This is a genomic window from Bacteroides zoogleoformans, from assembly GCF_002998435.1.
GTDB classification, from domain to species: Bacteria; Bacteroidota; Bacteroidia; order Bacteroidales; family Bacteroidaceae; genus Bacteroides; species Bacteroides zoogleoformans.
Genome location: NZ_CP027231.1, coordinates 802,561 through 826,488, shown reverse-complemented (window position 1 = coordinate 826,488; position 23,928 = coordinate 802,561). Strand labels below are relative to the sequence as shown.

The 23,928-nt window shown below is 48.6% G+C and carries 19 protein-coding genes; 6 read left to right on the top strand and 13 right to left on the bottom strand.

Annotated features, from left to right (window positions below):
* Positions 1-20 precede the first annotated feature (20 nt).
* The 4 genes from C4H11_RS03560 to C4H11_RS03545 all read left to right on the top strand — a co-directional run bounded on the left by C4H11_RS03560 (position 21) and on the right by C4H11_RS03545 (position 5,779).
* Positions 21-1,883: a SusD/RagB family nutrient-binding outer membrane lipoprotein gene (locus C4H11_RS03560; RefSeq protein WP_106040485.1), complete on the top strand. Its 1,863-nt coding sequence runs from the start codon at positions 21-23 to the stop codon at positions 1,881-1,883.
* 288 nt (positions 1,884-2,171) lie between these two features.
* Positions 2,172-2,978: a DUF3805 domain-containing protein gene (locus C4H11_RS03555; protein ID WP_106040484.1), complete on the top strand. Its 807-nt coding sequence runs from the start codon at positions 2,172-2,174 to the stop codon at positions 2,976-2,978.
* Between the two features lie 25 nt (positions 2,979-3,003).
* A complete protein-coding gene (locus C4H11_RS03550) occupies positions 3,004-4,893 on the top strand; it encodes an ABC-F family ATP-binding cassette domain-containing protein (RefSeq protein ID WP_106040483.1) in 1,890 nt (629 codons plus the stop codon).
* A gap of 34 nt (positions 4,894-4,927) precedes the next feature.
* Complete coding sequence (locus C4H11_RS03545; protein ID WP_106040482.1) at positions 4,928-5,779, top strand: histidinol-phosphatase; 852 nt, start codon at positions 4,928-4,930, stop codon at positions 5,777-5,779.
* Between the two features lie 93 nt (positions 5,780-5,872).
* Here C4H11_RS03545 and C4H11_RS03540 read toward each other — a convergent pair whose 3' ends face one another.
* The 5 genes from C4H11_RS03540 to C4H11_RS03520 all read right to left on the bottom strand — a co-directional run bounded on the left by C4H11_RS03540 (position 5,873) and on the right by C4H11_RS03520 (position 12,406).
* Positions 5,873-6,346, bottom strand: a complete 474-nt coding sequence (locus C4H11_RS03540; protein ID WP_106043084.1) for a thioredoxin family protein — start codon at positions 6,344-6,346, stop codon at positions 5,873-5,875.
* Positions 6,347-6,356: 10 nt separating this feature from the next.
* Positions 6,357-6,653, bottom strand: coding sequence for a thioredoxin (gene trxA, locus C4H11_RS03535; protein WP_106040481.1), 297 nt, complete (start codon positions 6,651-6,653; stop codon positions 6,357-6,359).
* Positions 6,654-6,780: 127 nt separating this feature from the next.
* Positions 6,781-8,943, bottom strand: coding sequence for a S46 family peptidase (locus C4H11_RS03530; RefSeq protein WP_106040480.1), 2,163 nt, complete (start codon positions 8,941-8,943; stop codon positions 6,781-6,783).
* A gap of 22 nt (positions 8,944-8,965) precedes the next feature.
* A complete protein-coding gene (locus C4H11_RS03525; protein WP_106040479.1) occupies positions 8,966-11,131 on the bottom strand; it encodes a S46 family peptidase in 2,166 nt (721 codons plus the stop codon).
* A 42-nt stretch (positions 11,132-11,173) separates the two neighbouring features.
* A complete protein-coding gene (locus C4H11_RS03520) occupies positions 11,174-12,406 on the bottom strand; it encodes an anaerobic sulfatase-maturation protein (RefSeq protein ID WP_106040478.1) in 1,233 nt (410 codons plus the stop codon).
* Between the two features lie 130 nt (positions 12,407-12,536).
* Here C4H11_RS03520 and C4H11_RS03515 point away from each other — a divergent pair, with 130 nt between their 5' ends.
* Entirely contained in the window at positions 12,537-13,289 is a 753-nt protein-coding gene (locus C4H11_RS03515) for a DUF4369 domain-containing protein (protein ID WP_106040477.1), read from the top strand.
* Positions 13,290-13,328: 39 nt separating this feature from the next.
* Here the strand turns inward: C4H11_RS03515 and C4H11_RS03510 are convergent, their stop codons facing one another.
* The 7 genes from C4H11_RS03510 to C4H11_RS03480 form a co-directional block, all read right to left on the bottom strand.
* Positions 13,329-14,084, bottom strand: a complete 756-nt coding sequence (locus C4H11_RS03510; RefSeq protein ID WP_106040476.1) for a lysophospholipid acyltransferase family protein — start codon at positions 14,082-14,084, stop codon at positions 13,329-13,331.
* A 41-nt stretch (positions 14,085-14,125) separates the two neighbouring features.
* A complete protein-coding gene (locus C4H11_RS03505) occupies positions 14,126-15,295 on the bottom strand; it encodes a metallophosphoesterase (RefSeq protein WP_106040475.1) in 1,170 nt (389 codons plus the stop codon).
* On the bottom strand, positions 15,283-15,909 hold the full coding sequence (locus C4H11_RS03500; RefSeq protein WP_106040474.1) for a hypothetical protein: 627 nt from the start codon (positions 15,907-15,909) through the stop codon (positions 15,283-15,285). Before C4H11_RS03500 ends, C4H11_RS03505 begins: the two co-directional genes overlap by 13 nt.
* Before the next feature lie 3 nt (positions 15,910-15,912).
* Positions 15,913-16,398: an RNA polymerase sigma factor gene (locus tag C4H11_RS03495; protein WP_106040473.1), complete on the bottom strand. Its 486-nt coding sequence runs from the start codon at positions 16,396-16,398 to the stop codon at positions 15,913-15,915.
* A 109-nt stretch (positions 16,399-16,507) separates the two neighbouring features.
* On the bottom strand, positions 16,508-17,431 hold the full coding sequence (locus tag C4H11_RS03490; RefSeq protein WP_106040472.1) for a vitamin B12 dependent-methionine synthase activation domain-containing protein: 924 nt from the start codon (positions 17,429-17,431) through the stop codon (positions 16,508-16,510).
* Between the two features lie 19 nt (positions 17,432-17,450).
* The gene (locus C4H11_RS03485; RefSeq protein ID WP_106040471.1) at positions 17,451-18,794 is read right to left on the bottom strand and encodes a dihydroorotase; all 1,344 of its coding nucleotides are present in this window, start codon (positions 18,792-18,794) and stop codon (positions 17,451-17,453) included.
* Entirely contained in the window at positions 18,791-19,567 is a 777-nt protein-coding gene (locus C4H11_RS03480; protein WP_106040470.1) for a polyprenol monophosphomannose synthase, read from the bottom strand. Before C4H11_RS03480 ends, C4H11_RS03485 begins: the two co-directional genes overlap by 4 nt.
* Before the next feature lie 247 nt (positions 19,568-19,814).
* On the opposite strand from C4H11_RS03480, the gene mfd reads away from it, so the two are divergent.
* Entirely contained in the window at positions 19,815-23,213 is a 3,399-nt protein-coding gene (mfd, locus tag C4H11_RS03475) for a transcription-repair coupling factor (RefSeq protein ID WP_106040469.1), read from the top strand.
* A gap of 47 nt (positions 23,214-23,260) precedes the next feature.
* Here the strand turns inward: mfd and C4H11_RS03470 are convergent, their stop codons facing one another.
* Positions 23,261-23,908: a hypothetical protein gene (locus C4H11_RS03470; protein ID WP_106040468.1), complete on the bottom strand. Its 648-nt coding sequence runs from the start codon at positions 23,906-23,908 to the stop codon at positions 23,261-23,263.
* Positions 23,909-23,928 lie beyond the last annotated feature (20 nt).

Here is a 23,928-nt window from a genome sequence, read left to right as displayed (position 1 = left end):
CAATAAAAAGAAGAAAATATATGAAATCTATAAAGACATTATTATGTAGCGCGAGTCTGCTGATGCTTTCTCTGAGCTCTTGTAGTGATTGGTTGAATGTCAATATCGACCCTGAACATCCGTCTTCAGAGAGCACTAACTATCAGACACGTTTGGCCCATATCGAATTTTATACGAACAGTGCCAATCAGTTTGCCGCTTGGCGTTCCAGTATGTCTATGGGCGATTGGACGAGAAATTTCAATGGAGGTACTTATTGGCAAATGTCTTGTTGGAATCCCGTTTGGGCTACCAAATATGGGCCTTCTACCACTCCTTATCAGTGGTGGTTTGTCGGTGCGGGTTCAAACATCGAAGATATGTATAAAAAAGCCGTGTCGGCAGGTGCCTGGCACTATGCGGGAGTTGCAAAGGTGATTCGCGCCTATGGCTTTATGCTGATGACTGATTTATATGGAGAAATGCCTTATACTGAAGCATTGGGCCAAAGTGCTACTCCGGCGTACGATAACGGAAAGACCATTTATTTAGGGTGTCTGAACGAGCTGGATGAAGGTATTGAACATTTGCAGAAGCAACAGGATGTTGCGCTTCCCACTTTGGCTGAAGGGGACTTCTGGAATAGCGGGAATGTCAACAAATGGTTGAAATTGGCCTATTTATTGAAAGCTCGTTATTGCAACAAACTTTCTAAAAAGGCAACAGGTAGCTATAAGGAAGGTAAATATGATGCGGAAGAGATTTTGGCTTGTTTGGCCAAAGCTCAACAGAGTAATGCCGATAATACGATTATCAATCACACAGATGATAATGGCCCTACTCATGACGTACTGGGCTGGGATGAACCGGTTGATTACTCTCCGCTTTTCTCTGTATGTGGAATGAATGGCGGCTACATGGTGACAAAGATGCTTTATGATAACCTGACCAACTTTGCCGGATTAAGTGTAGAAGATCCGCGTGCGGATAAAGTCATACCATGGGCCTGGTCGCAAAAATCAGCCGCTTCACCTGCAAACATAAAATTCAAGAATGAATGGAGACGTTCTTTGGGGGTAGATATGGTATCCGATGCTGCGCCTAATTTGACAGGCGGCCCATTAAGAGCTGATTTTGATTTGAGTAAAGGTGGTTGGTATATCAATACCCAGGCCGATATCCGTAAGGGTGATACAATCTACGTAGAAGCTACGAGTAGCAGCAAAGGTTATAACTCGAACGTGGACTTATTGTATAGAAGACTCAAAGATACGGATGCGTCAAGAGAATCGGGCTCTTTCTATACGCGTGTATCTTCGCCGACGTATGTAGGAACTTATGCTGAAGCCTGCTTTATCAAAGCTGAAGTGCTATTCAAACGGAATGATAAAAACGGGGCATTTACAGCATACAGAGATGGCATTAAGGCAAGCATTGATTGTATGAATGAGAAATTGAATAAATGGTGTGCGGATGATGCGTCACTGAAATCGTGTCCGTCTTTCACTCCAATGGAACAGGCGGATATTGATAATTTCTTAGCTAACGGCATTGGTACGGCCAGTGACTTGACTTTGGGTAAGATTATGACTCAAAAGCGTATTGCCTTGCATTTCTCCGTGGAAATATGGAATGATATGCGTCGCTATGATTTTGACCCTGAAATTTTCTTAGGATGGGGTGTTCCTGCATATCACAAAATAAGTGCCGATGGTTTGAAGCGTATTCCTGAGGGGAAATACTATCGCCGTTGGATGCATTGTTCTCACGAGTTTAATTACAATTCTAAAAACTTACAGGCTATCGGTGCTCAAGTGCCGGGTGCAAACATGGCATCTACCATGTGGAATACGGAGGATGACGCTTTCACCATCAATGTCTGGTGGGATTCTGATCAAGAATAGATTTATAATATTTCTAAAATGTTTGTCTATTGTTTATCGCATTGATTATTTTTGTTTCCGAGTGTGAAATGTATAGTTTTTATTGAGTTAAATATAGGCATTGAAGGCTTTCAAGGTCTTCATTCATAGATGATGATTGCAACAGCCGGTTCGTGAGAATCGGCTGTTTTTGTTTCGTTTGTTTGCATATCAACCAAGGTAATGTTACTTTTGCGTGCAATAGTGAAAAGGCAGATTCTATTTGTTTTTGTAAGAAATCTGTAAATGCAAGGATTAGCATGATTATATATGGAACAAAACAAGAAATTTATCTCTCCGGGAGCATGGTTTTCTATGACATATCCGGCAGACTGGAACGAGTTTGAAGACGGGGAAGGTTCTTTCCTTTTCTATCATCCGTCGGAATGGACGGGTAATTTCCGTATTTCGGCTTATAAAGGAAATGCGACGTACGGTAAAGATGCTGTCCGGCAAGAACTGAAAGAAAATCCGTCGGCCACTCTTGTCAGAATAGGAAATCGGGAGTGTGCCTACAGTAAGGAGATGTTCGAGGAAGAGGGCAGTTATTATACCTCTCACCTTTGGATAACGGGGGAGGGAGATACGGCGTTTGAATGTTCGTTTACGGTGAAGAAAGGAGAGCCGATGGCAGAGGCTGAGAAGGTTATCGCGTCATTGGAAGTGCGTAAGGAAGGAGTTAAATACCCGGCAGAAATCATTCCGGTGCGTCTTTCGGAGATATATCAAATCAATGAAGCCTACGAATGGGTGGATGCCACTGTGAAGGAGTTGCTGAAGAAAGACTTTCAGGGAGTGGAGGAAGATATTGCCAATATGCAGCAGGTGATAGATAAAGGAGGCATCGCCCCGAAAAAGAAAGAAGCATGGCTGGCCTTGGGCATCGTGCTCTGCGTCATTTTGGCCAACGAGGTGGATGGTATGGAATGGCGCACCCTGATAGATGGGAACCGGGAAGTTCCGGTTATGCTGAATATCGCCACCGGAGAGTGGATAGACCCTATGAAGTTGGTTTGGAGTAAAGTGAAATCGGGGGATAAAGTCAATCTGGCAGAAAGCTATGGCACCTTGTTTTAAGAAACTATCAAAAGAGAATTGAAAATTGGCAGCGGTAAACTCAATACTTCAGGTGGAGAACCTGACCAAGTCGTTCGGCGATTTGGTATTATTCGAGAATATATCTTTCGGTTTGTCCGAGGGGCAGCGTGTGGGGTTGATAGCCAAGAACGGCAGCGGCAAAACAACGTTGCTCAATATACTTTACGGTAAAGAAGGCTATGATTCGGGCGCCGTTTCTTTCCGTAGGGATTTACGTGTGGGCTATCTGGAACAGGATCCGCAATACCCCGAAGAACTGACTGTGCTCGAAGCATGTTTTCAGCATGGCAACCCGACCGTTGAACTGATTAAAGAGTATGAACGCTGCATGGAAACAGAAGGTCATCCCGGGCTGGATGAAATTTTGGTGCGTATGGACCATGAAAAAGCATGGGAATATGAACAAAAAGCCAAGCAGATTCTTTCTCAACTTAAAATACGTGATTTCAACCGGCAGGTGAAGCATCTGTCCGGCGGACAGTTGAAGCGTGTGGCGCTTGCCAACACCCTTATCACCGAACCGGACTTGCTGATATTGGACGAGCCTACCAACCACCTCGACCTCGACATGACGGAGTGGCTGGAAGAATATCTCCGTCGCAACAATCTCACCCTGCTGATGGTGACGCACGACCGTTACTTCCTTGATCGCGTTTGCTCTGAAATAATCGAAATAGACAACCGACGGATTTATCAATACAAGGGTAATTACGGCTACTATCTGGAGAAGCGCGAAGAACGCATCGAAGCCAAGACGGTGGAAGTGGAACGTGCCAACAACCTCTATCGTACCGAACTGGAGTGGATGCGCCGGATGCCTCAAGCCCGCGGGCATAAGGCCCGTTATCGGGAAGAGGCTTTCTACGAGTTGGAGAAGGTGGCTAAGCAGCGTTTCAATAATGATAACGTCAAGCTGGATGTCAAAGCCTCTTACATCGGCAGTAAGATATTCGAGGCAGACCATCTGTTCAAGTCTTTCGGCAAATTGAAGATTCTGGATGATTTTTCCTATATCTTCTCACGTTACGAGAAGATGGGCATCGTAGGCAACAACGGTACGGGAAAGTCCACATTCATCAAAATACTGATGGGGTTGGAGCAAGCCGACAGTGGTACGCTGGATATCGGCGAGACGGTTCGTTTCGGTTACTACTCGCAGGAGGGCTTGCAGTTTGACGAGCAGATGAAAGTGATTGACGTGGTGAGGAACATTGCCGAGGTAATAGAGCTGGGCAACGGCAAGAAGCTGACGGCCTCGCAGTTTCTGCAACATTTCCTCTTTGCCCCCGAGGCGCAGCACAACTATGTATATAAGCTGAGTGGAGGTGAGCGTCGTCGTCTTTATCTCTGTACGGTGCTGATACGCAATCCGAACTTCCTCGTGTTGGATGAGCCTACCAACGACCTCGATATTGTGACGTTGAACGTGTTGGAGGAGTATTTGCAGAAGTTCAAAGGTTGCGTCATCGTGGTGAGCCACGACCGCTATTTTATGGATAAGGTAGTAGATCACTTGTTGGTGTTCAACGGTCAAGGTGATATCCGCGACTTCCCGGGCAACTATACGCAGTATCGCGACTGGAAGGAGGCAAGGGCACATCAGGAGAAGAAGAAAGAGAAAGAGGCCGTCAAGCCTCAGGAAGAGAAGACTGTAAAAGTTCGTTTGAATGAGAAGCGGCGCATGTCTTTTAAGGAGAAGCGTGAGTTTGAGCAGCTGGAACAGGAAATAGCCGACCTGGAGGCAGAAAAGAGTGCCATTGAGGCGGCGCTGTGCAGTGGCCTCTTGTCAGTGGATGAGTTGACGGAAAAATCGAAAAGATTGCCGATAATAACTGACTTGATTGATGAAAAGACATTGCGTTGGCTTGAACTAAGTGAAATAGAATCGAACTGAGGTTCGGAAAGAAAAAGAGAAGAACGAAAAACAGATGACGGATAAAGGGAATTTGACGAATTACCACAGTCATAGCCTGTATTGTGACGGGCGTGCCGGAATGGAAGACTTTGTGCGTTTTGCCATAAGCCAGGGGTTCACCTCTTATGGCTTTTCTTCACATGCTCCACTGCCTTTTCCCACATTCTGGACGATGGAGTGGGATTGCATGGACGATTATCTGTCTGAATTCCGGAGGTTGAAAGCCAAGTATGCCGGGCGTATAGAACTTTATGTCGGTCTGGAGATTGATTATCTGAATGAGGCGAGTAATCCCTCCATTGCCCGTTTCAGGGAATTGCCATTGGACTATCGCATCGGATCCGTGCATCTGCTATATGATGATAAAGGAGAGGTGGTGGATGTAGATGCCTCTGCCGGTGTCTTCAAACAAATTGTAAACGAACATTTCGGTGGCGATTTGGAGCATGTGGTGCGTCTTTATTACGAACGTTCGATGAGAATGTTGGAATTGGGCGGCTTTGATATTGTAGGGCATGCCGACAAGATACACTATAATGCCGCCTGCTATCGTCCGGGGGTGCCGGATGAGGCTTGGTATGATGAACTTGTCCGGAACTATTTGGCCGAGATTGCCCGCCGCGGATATCAGGTTGAAATCAATACCAAGGCGTATTACGACTTAGGAACTTTCTATCCCAACGAACGCTATTTTGCTATGCTTCATGCTTTGGGCATACGTGTGCAGGTAAACAGTGACTCGCACTATCCGGAGCGGATAAACCATGGTCGAATGGAAGCTTTGCAAGCTTTGAGGAAGGCCGGCTACAAGCATGTAATGGAGTTGCACGCAGGCCAATGGAAAGAAACACCTATCGTGTTTTAAGTTGATAGGGGAAAAAAGAAAACACAGCGTTTAGTGTAACCCAATGGATGTACTAAACGCTGTGTTTCCGTGTCATATATAACCTTATAACGGTTATTTCGTTTTCAGCAGAAAATCATCGATAACCTTCTTGTAGGTCGCTTTGTCGGCGGCCCCGCGAAAGAGTTGAGGTGTTCCGTTCATGGGAATGAATACAAAAAGAGGAATACTTGTAGCGTTGAATAAAGCTGCCAATTCTTTCTCTTTGTCAACATTGACCTTGTAGATGACTATTTTATCCGCGTATTCCTTGGCCAAATCTTTCATGATAGGAGTTGTCATCCTACATGGCCCGCACCAATCGGCATACAAGTCGATGATGGCAGGTTTGCTTCCTTTGTATTTCCAATCGGGAGACTTCTCGTAATCAAAGATATCCTTCACAAACATCTCCTTGTTCATTACGATGACCTTTCCTTCTGTCTGGCTGGCCACTTCGGCTTGTTTGGCCTGTTTAGGCCCGTCGGTACAAGCATAAGTCAATGCGCTTGAAAAGAACAAGGCAGCGATGACTATGGTCTTCTTCATGATTACCTCATTATGAATGTTGTTCAATAAGCGCTTTCAGCTCTTTTCCGCTTATCACGCCCGAGTGGCGCCATACGGCTTCCCCTTTTTTGAATAAGATAAGCGTGGGCACGGCCTGTATGCGGTAGTTGGCTGCAAGATCTTCTTGCTGGTCTACGTCTATCTTCACTATGCGGGCGGCTTCGCCTATCTCGTTTTTGAGTTCCTCCAATACCGGATGCATGGCTTTACAGGGTCCGCACCAGGTTGCGAAGAAGTCAACTAAAACCGGTTTCTCTGATTGTATTACTTCGTTAAACTTTTCCATAAATTATTCCTTTCTTGTTTATTAGTTATTATTTGGTGATATAACAAAGGGAAAGGATGTTTTGTTCAAAGGAGGGGCACTTGCACCTTCTTTCGCATGCCGCAAAGAGAAGGTACAAGCGTTCCTTTCACTTCACTGTCAGCTCTTTGATGAGATGCGAAGCCCCGGCAAATTTATCGATGATGAACAGCGTGTATCGGATATCCACGCATGCCGCACGCTGCGACGAGGGACGGAATGCGATGTCGCCCGTCAGCCCTTCGTAGTTGCGGTCGAATCCAGTACCTATCAGTTCGCCCTTGGCATTGAATACGGGGCTTCCGGAGTTTCCGCCGGTATTGTCCGTATTGACGATGAAGCAGACGGGCATCTCTCCATCGGGCAAGGCATAGCGGCCGAAGTCTTTGGTCAGATACAATTGTTTCAGCTTAGCGGGAACCACGAACTCCCGGTTATTCGGGTCTTCCTTCTCCATGACGCCTTTCAAGGTGGTGTAGTAGCCATATTCCACACCGTCGGCGGGCGAGTAGGGTAGTACCCGTCCGTAGGTCAGGCGCAAGGTGGAGTTTGCATCCGGATAGATGGGCTTTCCGTCGGCAAGTTTCATGTCCATCATTCCTTTTACCCACACTTTATGGGCGGCGTCGTAGTTCGTGTTGGCATCCTTCATGGCGACGGCTGTCTGCAACAGACCGTCGGTAATGGAGTATTTGAGCAGAATCATCCAGTCGTAACTGATTTTGTACAGACTGGGTTTCCGTATAAACTTGGCAAAGTTCTCTTTACCCCCGAAAATGGAGTGGTCGAAGCAAGCGTCGATGAATGCATCGCTGTTTCCTTTGAAGCGTTTATCTATTATCTTGAAGATGCCGATGCGTTGCTCTGCCGGGATATACTGCATGTACGTCTGCAGCATCTTTTTGCCTACCGCGCGTTCCACTTCGGGGAAGGGGACGGAGGCAAAATATTTGTCGGCTGCGGTTTGCAGGCTGTCTGCCTCCGACGTGATTCGTGCTTTGTCCTTACTCTTCAAAGCCGCAACCAGCGCCGTGGTGCTGGGGATGCGCATGAAGTCCAATCCTGTTATCAAGGCTTCCTGAATGGCTTGTTGATGATAGAGGGCCGCGCGGCGATGCTGCACAATGTCGCGTATTTGTTCAAAGGCTTTCCGGTAGGCGTCGTCGCCTTTTGAACGTCCGTAGGCAAGTAGTTGCTCTTGTTGCGCTCGTTTGGTGTCGAGAACTTTCAGCCGGACAAGTCCTTCGTTCATGCCGATGGCGTTTTTCCAATAGTTGGCCGAAGAGGCATACTTGCTGGCGTAGTGTATGCGTATGGCATCGTTCTGCGTCATTTGTTCCATAAGGGCCTGCTGGCGGACGTCGCGCACATGGTGACGCATGAAGTTGGTGGTTTGCATACGCTCTTCCACCTCGTCGGAAATCATATAGCGCCAGTTGCGGCCGGGGAAGCCCATGACGAACGTGAAATCTCCTTCACGATAACCTTCGAGGCTGATGGTGAGGTGCTTCTTCACTTTCAGCGGAACATTGTCCTTGCTGTATGCCGCCGGTTTCCCGTCTTTGTCGGCATAGATGCGGAAGATGGAGAAATCGCCGGTGTGGCGGGGCCACATCCAGTTGTCGGTATCGGCACCGAACTTGCCGATGGAGGAGGGAGGAGCGCCTACCATGCGGATGTCGCTGTAGACGGTCTTCACGAACAGGTAGTATCTGTTTCCGCCGTAAAACGCTTTCAGTTCCAGTTTTCGTCCGGGCGTCTGGGCGATGCCTTCGGCTTCGGCAAAGCGGTCGGCCACCATATTGAGGTATTTGGGCGATAGATAGTTGGTCCCGTTAGGGTCCGCATCTTTCTTCAACTGCTCGTTCACGTAGTCCGTCACGTCCAGAATCTCGTCGATGTATGTAATCGTGAGGTCCTTGCAGGGAAGCTCCTCTTCGCGCGACATGGCCCAGAAACCGTCCGTCAGGTAGTCGTGCTCCACACTGCTGTGTTGCTGAATGGCTCCGTATCCGCAATGGTGGTTGGTCAACACCAGCCCTTCGGCTGAAATGACTTCGCCGGTACATCCGCCTCCGAAGTGCACCACGGCGTCTTTCAGGGCAATGCCTGTGGGATTATAGATTTGGTCTGTCGGTATCAACAACCCTAATTCCGTCATGGCAACCTCGTTTTGTTTCTTGAGGTCGGTCAGCATCCACATGCCTTCATCGGCTTGGGCCGTGGATGCGACGGATAGTATATAGAAAAGCGATAATAATGTCTTTTTCATAATAATCTGTGTAATGAATGGGCTACTCCGTTATTTCCATTTCTTTGATCAAATGTTCACAGCCGCCCAACTTCTCAAGGATGAAGAGTACGTAGCGGATGTCCAGGTTGATGCAACGTTGCAGGTTGTTGTCGAAGTTGATGTCTCCGCTCAATGACTCCCAGTTGCCGTCGAAGGCGGTACCGATGAGATGGCCTTCGGCATTGATGACTGGACTTCCGGAGTTGCCGCCGGTGATGTCGTTCGTGGTGAGGAAGCAAACCGGCATGGTACCGTCTTTCATGGCATAGCGGCCGAAGTCTTTGTTCTGAATCAACTCTTTCAGCTTGGCAGGAACCGTGAACTCGCGGTTTTCAGGATTTTCTTTTTCAAGAATGCCGTCGGTGGTTGTGTAGTAATTGTAATATACGGCGTCTTTCGGGTTGTAAGCCTTCACGTTGCCATAGGTCAGGCGGATGGTGAAGTTGGCGTCCGGGTAGGAGGGTACAGGTTGCTTCATCTCTCCCAAGCCGCGGATGTAGGACTTGTGCAACAGTCCGAGCCCTTCTTCCTGCTTGGCGTGCGCTGAGCTCAATTCCTGCAGTTTGAGATTCTTGGAGCGTGAGTAGGCTGTTGCCGGGTCGCGTTCTATCGCTTTCACAGTAGGCTTCTTCAAGAACTTGTCGAGGTTGCTGCGGTTGGACAGGATGGAGTTGTCATACAGATTGTCCACATAAGCATCATAGTTGCCTTTGAACTCATTGAAGATTGTCTTGTAGAAATCGGGCAATTCATCCGCATTCAACGCTTTGGCCAAGGCGGGCAGGATGGCTTTTGCCACGGCACGGTCCACTTCGTGGTCGTAATCCTTGTTGTGTATGCCGTCGTAAGCCTCTTCCAGCTGTTTCTTGGATGCTTGGAGCAGCGAGTCGTTTTTCTCTTCGAGGGCTTTTTGGATGTTGTCCATGATCAGGTAAGTGCTTCCGAACTCAATGGCTCTGCGCAGTGCCTCACTGGTGTAGTACAGCTGTCGCAACGTAGGGCTGCTCTGCCCGACGATGGCGTCTATTTTCTCCACCACGCCCTCGTATTCGGGTTTACCTTTGGCAAACGCTGCGTATTGTTTCTCTATCTCGGCTTTGGTGTTTAGCACGTTGTTATCTATGATGGCTTTGTTCATGCCGATGGAGTTTTTCCAGTAGTTGCTGCTTCCCGCAAATTTGTTGGCGTACTGGATGCGTGTTTTGTCGCTGGCATCCATAAACCGACGCAAGACTTCCAGACGGACGCCGCGCATATCTATCATGGCTTGGTTGACGGCCTCCATGCGCTGCTTCACCTCACTTTGAGTCAAGTAGCGCTCGGTAGAACCGGGGAATCCCATAATCATGGCATAGTCTCCTTCTTGCAGTCCCTTGATGGAGATGGGCAGGAATTTGGGAGTCTTCAGAGGTACGTTGCTTGCGCTGTAGTCGGCAGGCTCGCCGTTGGCATCGGCATAGATGCGGAATATGGAGAAGTCTCCCGTATGGCGGGGCCACATCCAGTTGTCCGTTTCGCCGCCGAACTTTCCTACCGACGAGGGAGGAGCGGCAACCATGCGGACGTCGCTGTACACCTTGTAGTAAATCAGATAATACTTATTCCCCGCATAGAAAGGCAAGGCCTGCGCCACGATGCCGGGTTTGCCGTTGAGGTCGCTTTTCCGCAGTTCTTCCGTTGCCAGTTTGTGGAGGAAGGGGCGTGTCATGGCATTCACTTCGTCCACTTCGCCGGCTTTCACCTTTTCGTTCACCAAGTCGGTGATGTCGACAATGCGATGCACAAAACGGAACTTCAAGCCCGGAGTGGGCAACTCTTCGTTGCGGTTCTTGGCCCAGAAACCATCCGTCAGGTAATCGTGCTCCACGGAACTGTGCTGCTGAATGGAGGAGTAGCCGCAGTGGTGGTTGGTCAGAATCAACCCTTCGGGTGAGATGATTTCGCCGGTGCAGCCACCGCCGAAGATACCTACGGCATCTTTCAGCGACACGCCGTGCGGATTGTACAGATCGTCCGCTTCCAGTTTCAGGCCTTGTTTCTTCATCATTTCGATGGAGTTCTGCTGTTTGATCAGTTGCAGCAACCACATTCCTTCGTCTGCACGTGCCGAGCAGACCGTCCATGCAGCAGCGGCTGCAAGTAGACACTTCTTTACTGTTCGTTTCATATTGTTCTTTTCATTTTAATGGTTTATATATTCTTTATCAGTCTATCTCAGTATTCCTTCTTTTATCGCTTTCATAACATTTGCGGGCGGGCGTTGGTTCATCAGCTCGTTTTTCATGAAGTCCATGTAGGGAGCCACATGGCCGAAGAACTTATGATAGCCGGCGCAAAGATAATTGAGTCCCGCCTCGCCGTCGGGAGTCTGTGCGAAACGGTTCTTGGGACATTCGCCGTTGCAGGCAAACAGCCATTCGCACTCCCGGCATTGGGTAGGGAGCGACTGCTGTTTCATCAGGCCGAAGGCTTGCTGCTTTTCGCCGTACATCATTTCCACCAAAGTCTGCTGATGAATGTTACCCAGTTTGTATTCGGGAAACACGAAGTGGTCGCAGGCATATACATCTCCGTTGAACTCCATGACTCCTGCGTGGCCGCACGTCTTTGCCAGGGTGCAGACGCCCGGTTGCTCGCCTATCCAGTTGGCCAGCGTGGAGTCGAACAGCTGGATGTAGTATGTTCCCACATCCTGCCGTACCCATTCGTCGAACAGCGTGCAGAGAAAGTTGCCCCATTGTTCCGGACTGACGGAGAAGTCGGCCAACTCCGTACGATTCTCTTTGTCACTCAGAGAGGCGAGGTGTCGTCCGTCTTGATGGGGCGTGATGCGCTCCACGATGGGGGCAAACTGGAGGTATCGGCATCCTATTTCTTTGAAGAAATGGTAGAACTCCAGCGGATAGTCGGCGTTGAAGTCGTTCACCACCGCCATTCCGTTCCATTCCACACCGTGTTTCTTCAGCAGGTTGATACCCTGCATCACTTTGATGAACGACGGTTTGCCCTGCTTGTTCTTCCGGTATTCGTCGTGAAACTCTTGCGGTCCGTCGATGGAGACGCCTACCAACCAGTTGTTCTCCTTGAAGAACCTGCACCACTCATCGGTCAGCAGCGTGCCGTTGGTCTGTATGCAGTTGTCTATCGTGCGTCCTCCGGCGTATTTCTTCTGCAGCTCCATGGCTCGTTTATAGAACGAGAGGGGGCGCATCAACGTCTCTCCGCCGTGCCAGGTGAACAGCACCTGAGGCATGGTTTGCGAATGAATGTATTCTTCGATGAACTTTTCCAGCAGCTCCTCGCTCATCACGTGCTTGGGGTTCTCTTTGTAGAGTTTGGATTTTTCCAGATAATAGCAATAGTCGCAAGCCAGATTGCATACCGCTCCCACGGGTTTCAACATTACATAGAGCGGTTTGGCAAAGGGAGCGTAGGTGGACATTTATCTTTTTCTTGTTTTTATGATTTGTTATTATGCAAAAATACGTAAACCGAATGAAAAATCCTTTCTTTCTATCTGGTTTATAAGGAATATTAATACCTTTGTCAGGTATAATAAAAAAATCTCGTGCATGATTAGAATGAGTGTGAATCGCATTTTACCTTTATTGGCCTTGCTTTTTTTCTTAACGTCTTGCAGCCATAAATATAAGATTGAGGGCAATTCTTCGATAACCGGCCTTGACGGAAAAATGTTGTTTCTCAAAGTTTTTCAAGACGGAGAATGGGTACCAATAGACTCGGCGGAGGTTATTCATGGCTTTTTCAAGATGAATGGCCCGGTTGACTCTGCCATGATGGTGACACTTTATATGGGCCAGGAAGGCATTATGCCTTTGGTTTTGGAAAACGGGAAGATTGAAGTTACGATTTCCGTTTCTCAATTATCAGCCAAGGGAACCTCTTTGAATGACAAATTATACGAATTTATAAACAAACGCAATGCGCTGGAAGTGAAAATTGAAGAACTGGAGCGGAAAGAAGCGCGTATGGTGTTGGATGGAGCCGATCTGGAGGATGTGCATCAAGCACTTTCGAAAGAAAGTGCAACATTGGTAAAAGAGATGAATGACTACGTCAGACAGTTTATTACCGATAACTTTGAAAATGTATTAGGCCCGAGTGTGTTTATGATGATGTGCAGTACGTTGCCTTATCCGGTGATGACTCCGCAAATAGAAGAAATAATGAAAACCGCCCCCTTGTCTTTTAAAGAAAACAAGCAAGTAAAAGATTTCCTGACAAAGGCCAAAGAAAATATGAAGTTGCTCGAAGAGCAACGCCGCATGCGGCAGAATATGGTCTCGGGCGAAGAGACAAGATGACATGGGCAGAATAGGGGCGATGCAGACTATTTATGTGTGTTAGTCTTGATCTTCGTTTCTCACCATTCCCTTATACTTTTCAGGCAATGCGCTTTCCACGGCTGCATAGGCTTCGGCCATTGTTGTTTTAATATTTTCCATGCCTTGTCCCTTGGGGGGAATGGGAGGATGAATGGTCAGTATCATACGGTGTCGGTGTATCCATTTCCCAGTGCGGGGAAGGATTTCGAATGAACCGTCTATGGTTACGGGAACCACTTCCAGATGCAACTCATCTGCCAATTGGAAAGCCCCTCTTTTGAAATAGCCCATATGTCCGTTGAAAGTGCGTGCTCCTTCGGGAAAAACTACTAATGATACTCCATCTTTTAATGAAGATTTAGCTTGGTGCATGGTAGCCAATACTTTCTTCGGACTGGAGCGGTCTACGAAGATGTGTCCTGCGCTTTCACAAGCTTTTCCTACAAATGGAATCTTGCGTATCCCTTTTTTCATCATCCATTTGAAATTACGGCCGAGGAATCCGTAAACGAGGAATATATCGAAAGCTCCCTGATGGTTGGGAACAAAGACGTACGATGTATGTTTATGTAGCTTCTCTTTTCCACGTACCTGTACCGGAATGAGCAGTATATAGCAAATGAGTTGCGACCAGATTTTTCCGGGATAGTAGCCCCACGTGTGTGCTCCTCCAATGAGCGATCCAACGATGGTGACCAACGCCGTGAGGATAGTCAATATCAAAAGGATGGGGAGTGCAAAGCAAACTTGATAAATCGTGTAGAGTATCTTCATAAATGCAGGTTTTTTGTCGTTACAAAGATAATACTAATCATTTATTTTTTGCGCAATGTAAGTGCTGTGATTTCGGGCCATGCTCCGAAACGGAAGGGAAGACCTACATATCCGATGCCTATATTGACGTACAATGCGCGATTGCCTTCATAGTACATGCCGCCCCATTCGGGATAAATAAGCTCGGCGAGCGAGTGCCCGAAAAAAATACTTTGCATGGCATGGGTATGCCCGGCCAGCATCAATGGAATATCCGACTTCGGCAGTACTTCACGCCTCCAGTGGCTGGGGTTATGGCTGAGCAATATCCGGAACATTCCATCGGTTCCTTCTATGGCTTTCGACAGGTTGGCATGTTGCGAGAAAGGAGGTTCGCCGTCGTTCTCCACACCGATAAGCGCAATGCTGTCAGTCTTATGATGAAGTATGGCATGCTCATTGTTCAGCAGTTTCCACCCCATTGCCTTTTGCTGCTCTTTGAGGTAAGCAAGGTCTTGTTCTTTTGCTTGGGGGGAGGGCCAGTGGTAGTAGTCGCCGTAATCATGGTTTCCGAGGATGGAGAAAACGCCGTCCGGCGCATGCAGTTTTGATAGCGTCTCCTGAAAACCGTCTATCTCATGGCTTTGTTGGTTCACGAGGTCGCCGGTGAAGACGATGAGGTCGGGCTTCAAGGCATTGACTTTGTCCATCAGGCGTCCGATTGCTTCCGGATTGCCCTGCCAACTTCCGATGTGGATATCTGAAATCTGCACGATACGATAGCCATCGAAATCTTGGGGTAAGGTATCAGAACGATATTCGATTTCTTTGGTCTCGAAACGTGTGGTTCCTATAAGCGTTCCGTAAAGGATATTGAAAAATCCGATGATTGCCAATATCAGTCCGATGGCGGTAAACGGGCTGCGGGGGCAGCGACGGATAACGGCATGCACCAAGACACCTATCAAGGAACAGAGCATGAAAACCGTTTTAGGAAGGATAATCAGCAGGGTGATAATGGATAGTCTGCCTATGCCTTGTGTGTGGTTTGCCATTGCATTGTCGCCCGTCAGCATCATGAAGTAGACATAGCCTGCAACCAATAATGTGGTGGGAATCCAATAAGCAAGGCGCAGAAGCGCCTTGCGGGTTTTCTTTACAATATACATCCCGTATATATAGATATCGGGGATGAAGAGAAAAAAGGTCAAGATGAGAATTATTCGGTACATACGTCTTTCAGTTCTTCTATGTTCTTTCTAATATTATTCAGATGTTTGTAGATAAGTTTCTTGTAGAGGAAGTAGATGATTGCGGCATTGATTGCTGCAAGAAAAGCAATCAGCAGCATTTGCCGTCCGATAGGTTTCAAATGATACCCCATCATCCAATAACTCAGGGCATTAAACAGTACAATCCATACAGAAATGGCTACTACTTCATATTGGATCCATTGGCGGAAAACTGTAGTGCGGCGGCTGACTTCGGCAACGCTCATCTCATCAACGTGCGTGGCTTTGTTCCAACGATAAGTTTTCCGGTCCCACCACATGCCTGATAGGATACTGGCCGTAAGAAACAGAAGGAAAACGGTCATTTTGCTTTGAGTATGTTCGTTGACGCCGAGAGCCGGCAGTGACAACCACGCCAATAGAATAATGAACAATGCCAATGCTCCCATGCCGATGGAAAAGCGTTGTATGATGGCGAGGCGTCCCATACTTCTCAGGGTCTTTTCTTTGTATCCGGCAATTAACTTTTCTATCTGCTTTTCATCGGCAACCTTTTTTTTCTGTAGCTGCTCGTCCAGTGCATTCCATGATTTTTTCAATTCATCCAGTTCCATATATCAGTTCTCCTTGTTCATTTTTCTTAGTTTTTCTTTGATTCGACTGAGTTTTGTGGCAACGTTTGTCACGGTTAGTCCGGTGATTTCGGCAATCTCTTCATAGCTTTTATCTTCCAGATAAAGCAGAATAATGGATTTCTCCAATTGTCCCAGTCGGTTTATCATCCGATAGAGTTGTCTCAGCATTTCTTGTGTTTCGTCGCTTTCCTCTACTCGGTCAACCTCGTAGGTGAGAGAGACTATTTCGGGGATGTTCTTCTCTTTTCGGATAAAGCTGATGCACGTGTTCAGTGCGATGCGATAAATCCAAGTTGAGATTTTACACTCTTTTCGGAACTTAGGAAAGGCCTTCCACAAGTTGAGTACCACTTCCTGATACAAGTCGTTGAGGGTGGCATTGGGCGTAGTGTATATATAGCACACTTTGTATATGACACGCTCATACTCCTTTACCATGGAGACGAACTCTTGTTCTGTATTTTCCATTTTCGCAAACTTCTTTCGGATTTTTATACACTATGAGTCGTAAGGAAAGGAGATTAATCACAGTTTCCAAAACAGCTATAAACTGTTTGTCGGCTACTTTATACATTTTCTACTTGGAGAGATTGGCCGCAAGGAATTTCCGCATTTCTTTCACCGGCATTCCGCGTCGGCGGGCATAGTCTTCCAACTGGTCTTCTCCTATTTTGCCTACGGCGAAATAGCGGGAAGCGGGATGCGCCAGCATCAAGCCGCAGACAGAGGCATGAGGGTGCATGGCGCCGTTCTCGGTCAGGGTGATGCCGATTTGCTTCATGTCGAGCAGTGTGTCCAGCAGGAAGTTGACGGACTGGTCGGGCAGTGAGGGATAGCCCACAGCGGGACGGATGCCTTGATACTCCTCTTTCAATAGTTCGGGCATGGAGAGGGACTCATCGGGAGCGTATCCCCATGCCTGCTTGCGCACATACTCGTGCAACTTCTCCGTGCCGGCTTCGGCAAGCCGGTCCGACAATGTCTGTACGAGGAGATGTTTGTAGGGGTCGTCTTTGTAGTATTTCTCGGTATCCTCCGAGCTGATGGAAGAGGCAAAAAGCCCTATGGTGTCAGGGATGCCGGAGGAAAGCGGTCGTATGAAGTCGCTCAGGCAGAGAAACGGACTGTCGTCGGAATGTGGCGTCTGTTGCCGGAGCAAGGGGAACGTTGTTCCGTCTATCAGCAGGTTGTCGCCGTCGGCATTGGCCCGGCAGAGTCTGAAGACGCACCGGATGGTGATTGCTTCGTCCAATCGGTCGAGCATTCTGTTTGCTTCCTTGAACAACTGCATGGCTTCGGCAGCCTTGGCGCGCTCTTCTTCGGGAAAGGAGGCCAACCACATGGCGCGGCAGGAATCGCATCCGTGAATGTCGGCAATGGCAGCAAAGCGTGGCTGAAATCCCCATGCGTGAAAGAAGTAAATCCAGTTGATGTAAGAAGCCGTTTCGTGTACACGGTAGGAGAGGACACCGTGAGTCGGTGCGGGGATGGGTTCGTTCATGTGCAATCTTGGTCTTTTTTTAGTTGAATCTTAGTTCTTCGCCACGGTAGGTTTCATCCACGGTGTCGTCATTATAAATAAGGTGTCCGTTGGCGAAGGTCTTTTCCACTTTCCAGTGGAAGGTGCGACCCTCCATCGGACTCCAACCGCATCGGCTCAGAATCTTGTCGGTGGTTACTTCCCATGGGGTGTCGGGGCGTACCAACACAAGGTCGGCCCGATAACCTTGGCGGATATAGCCGCGTTCGGCGATGCGGTAGATTTCGGCGGGGGCATGGCACATCTTCTCCACGATGGTTTCGAGCGTGAAGACGCCTTCGTCAACCAATTGGAGCATGCTGACAAGAGAAAACTGTATCATGGGCATGCCCGATGCAGCCTTCAGTGCGCCGCCTTCTTTATCGGCAAGCAGGTGCGGGGCGTGGTCGGTGGCAATGACGTCTATCAAGCCGGAGTTGACGGCTGCACGCAGGGCATCTCGGTCGCTTTTCCTCTTGATGGCAGGGTTGCACTTGATGCGAGTGCCCAGCGTGCGATAGTCGCCGAGGGAGTAGAAGAGATGGGCGATACACGCTTCGGCCGTGATACGCTTTTCTGCCAGGGGGACGCTTTGGAACAGTCGGAGCTCCTTGGCAGTGGAGATGTGCAGGATGTGCAACCGTGCGCCTGCCTGTCGGGCCAGTTGCACGGCCAGAGCGGAAGAAGCGTAACATGCCGCCGTGGAGCGAATGCTCGGGTGTTTGCCGATGGGCACATCATCCTCTTCGGCGTACATGGCCTTGTATTTGGCTGTGTTCTCTTTGACGATGGCGGGGTCTTCGCAATGCGTGGCAATGAGCATGTCCGTCCCGTTGAAGATGTGTTGCAGGCTGTTTATTTTGTCCACCAGCATGTTCCCGGTGCTGGAACCCATGAACAACTTGACGCCGCAAACACGACGCTTGTCCAGCTTGTGGAAATCCTTGTAGTTGCTGTTTGTGGCGCCGAAGTAGCAGGAATGGTTTACGATGCACTTCTCGTTCAGCAAGTCGAGCTTGGCTTCCAATGCATCGAGGGTGACGGTCGGTGGATTGGTGTTGGGCATATCCATGATGGAGGTAACACCTCCTGCGGCGGCCGCGCGGCTCTCGGTCAGGATGTCGGCTTTGTGCGTCAGTCCCGGGTCGCGGAAGTGTACGTGGTCGTCGATGATGCCTGGCAGCAGATAGCATCCCGCGGCGTCTATAATCTCGTCACAAGGTGCATGGAGCGGCTTCATGTCAGTCAGCACTTCGGCGATGCGTCCGTTCTCCATGACTACGGAACCCCGGACGGATTGTCCTTCGTTGACGATGGTGGCGTTATGTATCAGTGTTCTTTTCATATTCTTTCTGTCTCTTTTCCCTTTTCCGATTCTTTATTCGCGGGATACTTGCGGAAGAAGCTGCTCCACTTCAGGCGGATGACGCCGAAGACGGCCTCGCCGAAGATGCTGCTGTTCATCTTAGAGGTGCCCAGCTCGCGATTGATGAAGATGACGGGCACTTCTTTTATCCGGAAGCCGCATTTGTAGGCGGTAAACTTCATTTCTATCTGGAAGGCGTATCCCTTGAAGCGGATACTGTCCAAGTCGATGGTTTTCAATACATGGCTGCGGTAGCATACAAAGCCCGCGGTAGTGTCATGGATAGGCAGGGCAGTGATGAGACGCACATATTTGGAGGCGAAATAAGACATCAGTACACGTCCCATAGGCCAGTTCACCACGTTGACTCCACTGACATAGCGCGAACCGATGGCTACATCGGCTCCCTCCTCGGAACAAGCCTGGTAGAGACGTGGCAGATCCTGCGGGTTGTGGCTGAAGTCCGCATCCATCTCGAACACATATTCGTAGCGATGCTGCAAAGCCCATTTGAATCCGGCTATATAGGCTGTGCCCAATCCTAATTTCCCCTTACGCTCTATCATGAAGAGACGTTCGGGAAATTCTTGTTGCAATGATTTGACAATGTTAGCCGTTCCGTCCGGCGAACCGTCTTCGATGACAAGAATGTGAAAACCATGTTCCAGCGCAAATACGGCACGTATGATGTTTTCTATATTTTCCCGTTCATTGTAGGTGGGGATAATAACAATGCTGTCTGATGTTTGCATATTCAACTGTGTGTGTGGGTTGTTACTGAAAACAAATGTAATGCTTTTTTGTCATTTATAAATAAGAATCTGTTGTGAATTTATTTTTTTAAGTTTTTATTAGACCCCGCTTCGCTGAATGGGACTAAGATGAACTAAAGGCCGGAATAATCCTAATCGGAACTTCAGTGGATAATTAAAAACAGAAATAGAACAACCTCTATGGATAATTTATGTAATTTTGCATCGGATTTATCACCGGATTATAATGACTATCACCGAACTGCAACAGCTTTATGCAGCCCATCCCAATGTAGAGGGGATGAGCAAACTACTCGAAAATATTTCTGTCCGACATTTGTATTGCGGAGGTTTATGTGCTTCTGCGGCTTCACTTTTTTCATCCGCATTGGTAGAACGGAGAGAGGCGCCGTTCGTTTTTATCCTGGGTGACTTGGAAGAGGCCGGATACTTTTACCATGACTTGACGCAGATATTGGGCACGGAACGGGTGATGTTCTTTCCATCGTCTTTTCGCCGTGCCATCAAGTATGGGCAGAAGGATGCGGCAAACGAGATTCTGCGCACGGAAGTTCTGGGTCGGTTGCAGAAGAAAGAAGAGAGGCTTTGCGTGGTCACTTATCCGGATGCTTTGGCCGAGAAGGTGGTTTCACACCAAGAATTGGACGAGAAGACCCTGAAACTGAATGTGGGCGAGCGGGTGGACATGGACTTTGTAACAGAGGTGTTGCGCAGCTATGGCTTCTCGTATGTGGATTATGTATATGAACCCGGACAATATGCCGTGCGCGGCAGCATCATCGATGTCTTTTCTTTTTCTTCAGAATATCCTTTCCGTATCGACTTCTTTGGAGACGAGGTGGAAAGCATCCGCACGTTCGAGGTGGAGACACAGCTTTCCAAAGCAAAGAAAGAGAACATACTGATTGTGCCGGACTTAAGTCGGAGCTTGGAACAAGGCGGTAACGGCGGCATGGTGTCGTTTCTTGATTTTCTCCAGCCTGATACCGTATTGGCGATGCGTGATTTCCTTTGGTTGCGCGAACGCATACAGACGGTGTATGAAGAAGCGCTCTCTCCACAAGCCATCGCTGCCCGCGAGACCGAAGAGAACAGAATCGTCATGCCGGAGGATAAGTTGATAGATGGCGGTGAGTTTACGTTGCGAGCACTTGATTTTCGTCGGATGGAGTTTGGCAATAAGCCTACCGGTATGCCGGACGCAACTATCACCTTCGATACCGTTGCACAACCCATCTTCCATAAAAACTTCGACTTGGTGGTCGATTCGTTTAAAGAGTACATGAAGAATGGCTACACCTTATATATATGTAGTGACAGTATTAAACAAACCGACCGTATTCGGGCTATCTTTGATGACCGGGGCGACAATGTTTCTTTTATTGCCGTGGAGCGTACTTTGCACGAAGGTTTTTCCGACCACACGCTGCGTCTCTGTATCTTCACTGACCACCAACTATTCGACCGCTTTCATAAGTACAATCTGAAGAGCGACAAGGCTCGTAGTGGAAAGGTAGCTCTCTCTCTGAAAGAGTTGAATCAGTTTGCTTCGGGAGATTACGTCGTACATACCGACCATGGCGTGGGACGTTTTGCCGGATTGGTGCGCATCCCCAATGGAGATACCACGCAAGAGGTGATGAAGCTGGTCTATCAGAATGAGGATGTGGTGTTTGTTTCCATCCATTCGTTGCATAAAGTCTCTAAGTATAAGGGGAAAGAGGGAGAGCCTCCCCGCCTGAATAAGCTTGGCACCGGCGCTTGGGAGAAACTAAAAGACCGCACCAAAACAAAGATTAAAGATATTGCCCGCGACCTGATTAAGCTCTATTCGCAACGTCGTGAGGAAAAAGGTTTCAGCTATAGTCCGGACAGCTTCCTGCAACGGGAGTTGGAAGCATCCTTTATCTACGAAGATACGCCCGACCAAAGCAAAGCCACCGCTGATGTAAAAGCGGATATGGAGAGCGCCCGTCCGATGGACAGGCTGGTTTGCGGTGATGTGGGCTTCGGCAAAACGGAGGTGGCGGTGCGTGCGGCCTTCAAAGCTGTGGCTGACAATAAGCAGGTGGCCGTGCTGGTTCCTACAACAGTACTGGCTTATCAGCATTTCCAGACCTTCAAGGAACGCCTGAACGGACTGCCTTGCAGGGTGGAATATTTGAGCCGTGCGCGCACTTCTGCACAGACTAAAGCTGTGGTGAAAGGGCTTTCCGAGGGAGAAGTGAACATCCTTATCGGCACTCACCGCATCTTGGGTAAAGACGTGAAATTCAAAGATCTTGGCTTGCTGATCATTGATGAGGAACAGAAGTTCGGTGTATCTGTCAAGGAAAAGCTGCGTCAGCTCAAGGTCAACGTTGATACGCTGACCATGACCGCTACACCTATTCCCCGTACTTTACAATTCTCATTGATGGGGGCACGAGATTTGAGTGTTATACAGACCCCGCCGCCCAACCGCTATCCCATTCAGACGGAAGTGCATACCTTTAACGAAGAGGTCATTGCCGATGCCATCAACTTCGAGATGAGCCGTAACGGGCAGGTGTTTTTCGTCAATAATCGCATCTCTAACCTGATGGAGCTGAAAATGATGATTGAGCGTCGTATACCCGACTGTCGTGTTTGTATCGGGCATGGACAGATGGAACCGGCAGAACTTGAGAAGGTGATATTCGACTTTGTAAACTACGATTACGATGTGCTGCTTGCCACCACCATCATAGAGAGTGGCATTGACATCCCCAACGCCAACACCATCATCATCAATCAGGCACAGAACTTCGGTTTGAGTGATTTGCATCAGATGCGGGGACGGGTGGGGCGCAGCAACAAAAAGGCTTTTTGTTACTTGCTGGCACCTCCTCTGTCTTCTCTAACGTCGGAAGCTAAACGCCGCTTGCAAGCCATTGAGAACTTTTCCGATTTGGGCAGCGGCATCCACATCGCCATGCAAGACCTCGACATCCGCGGAGCTGGCAATATGCTGGGTGCTGAGCAGAGTGGATTTATCGCCGATTTGGGCTACGAGACTTACCAGAAGATTCTTTCGGAAGCGGTACATGAACTGAAGATCGATGAGTTTGCCGACCTCTATGCCGAAGAATTGAAAACAGACGGAGGAATCATCAGTGGCGAACAGTTTGTAGATGAGTGTCAGGTGGAGAGTGATCTGGAACTGTTGTTGCCTGCCGACTATGTTACGGGCAGTAGCGATCGCATGTTGCTTTATCGCGAGTTGGACGGACTGACGCTTGATAAGGATGTGGAGGCCTTTCGTTATCGTCTCGAAGACCGCTTTGGTCCGGTTCCTCCCGAAACGGAAGAACTGTTGCGCATCGTATCGCTCCGTCGTCTTGCCGTACGTCTTGGCGTGGAGAAAGTGTTCCTGAAGGGGGGCAGGATGTCGATGTTCTTCGTATCCAATCCGGATAGCCCATACTTTCAAAGTCAGGCATTCGGCAAGATGATTGCCTATATGATGAAGTATACGCGTCGTTGCGACTTGCGCGAGCAGAACAACAGGCGTAGCATGTCGGTGAAGGACGTGAGTACCGTGGAAGAAGCTGTCCGGGTGCTTCAGGAGATTCTGACAATGCCGGTCGAAGAAGATAAAGCTTGAGCTTTAAGTGCGATTATGCAGATTGAGTTTTAGTTCCCCCTCACCGTTCACTTACCGAATTGCACTCCAAATCCCAGATTGATGAACGTGATGTGACTTTTGAACCACTGGTGGTTTATGCCGTCGTCATAGTTTTTGTCGGGATTGAACAGACGTGCTTCGGGATTGACAAACCAATCGGCTGTCAGTGCTTCGGCGCGTAGCACGCCCGATACTTTCCGGCTGATGCGGAACTCCCAGCCGAGGGCGAATGATATGCCGCAATATCCCTTATGATAAAGATGTCCGTAGCGTTGGCCTTGTGTATAGGTGCGCTCCTGATAATCCAGATAACCGATGCCCAGCGAAAAGAATGCGGCCTGATTACCTTGACTCCAGAGGTGGCGCAGTACAAGCTCGGGGCGGACAAAATGCACGTGCATCTTGTCCTGTCCGAAGGCTGTACGGAGGTAGTCATATTGTGTTCCTGCGGCAAAGTTGGGGCTGAAGTAGTAGCGTCCTTCCGTTATTAGGTTGTAGCCTGGACGATTGCCGTTCTTGCTGAAAAAGTCATTACGGTTGCCATTGACGGCAGGCAATGCCAAACCGCCCCCAAAGCTCAGGCTGTATTTCTGCGGAAGGCATTCGGATTGGGCATGTAAGTGAGAACCCTTCCAACTGAGTAAACAGAACAATAGAACGATGAGTTGTTTCATTTTCAACTTGGTCTTAAAGT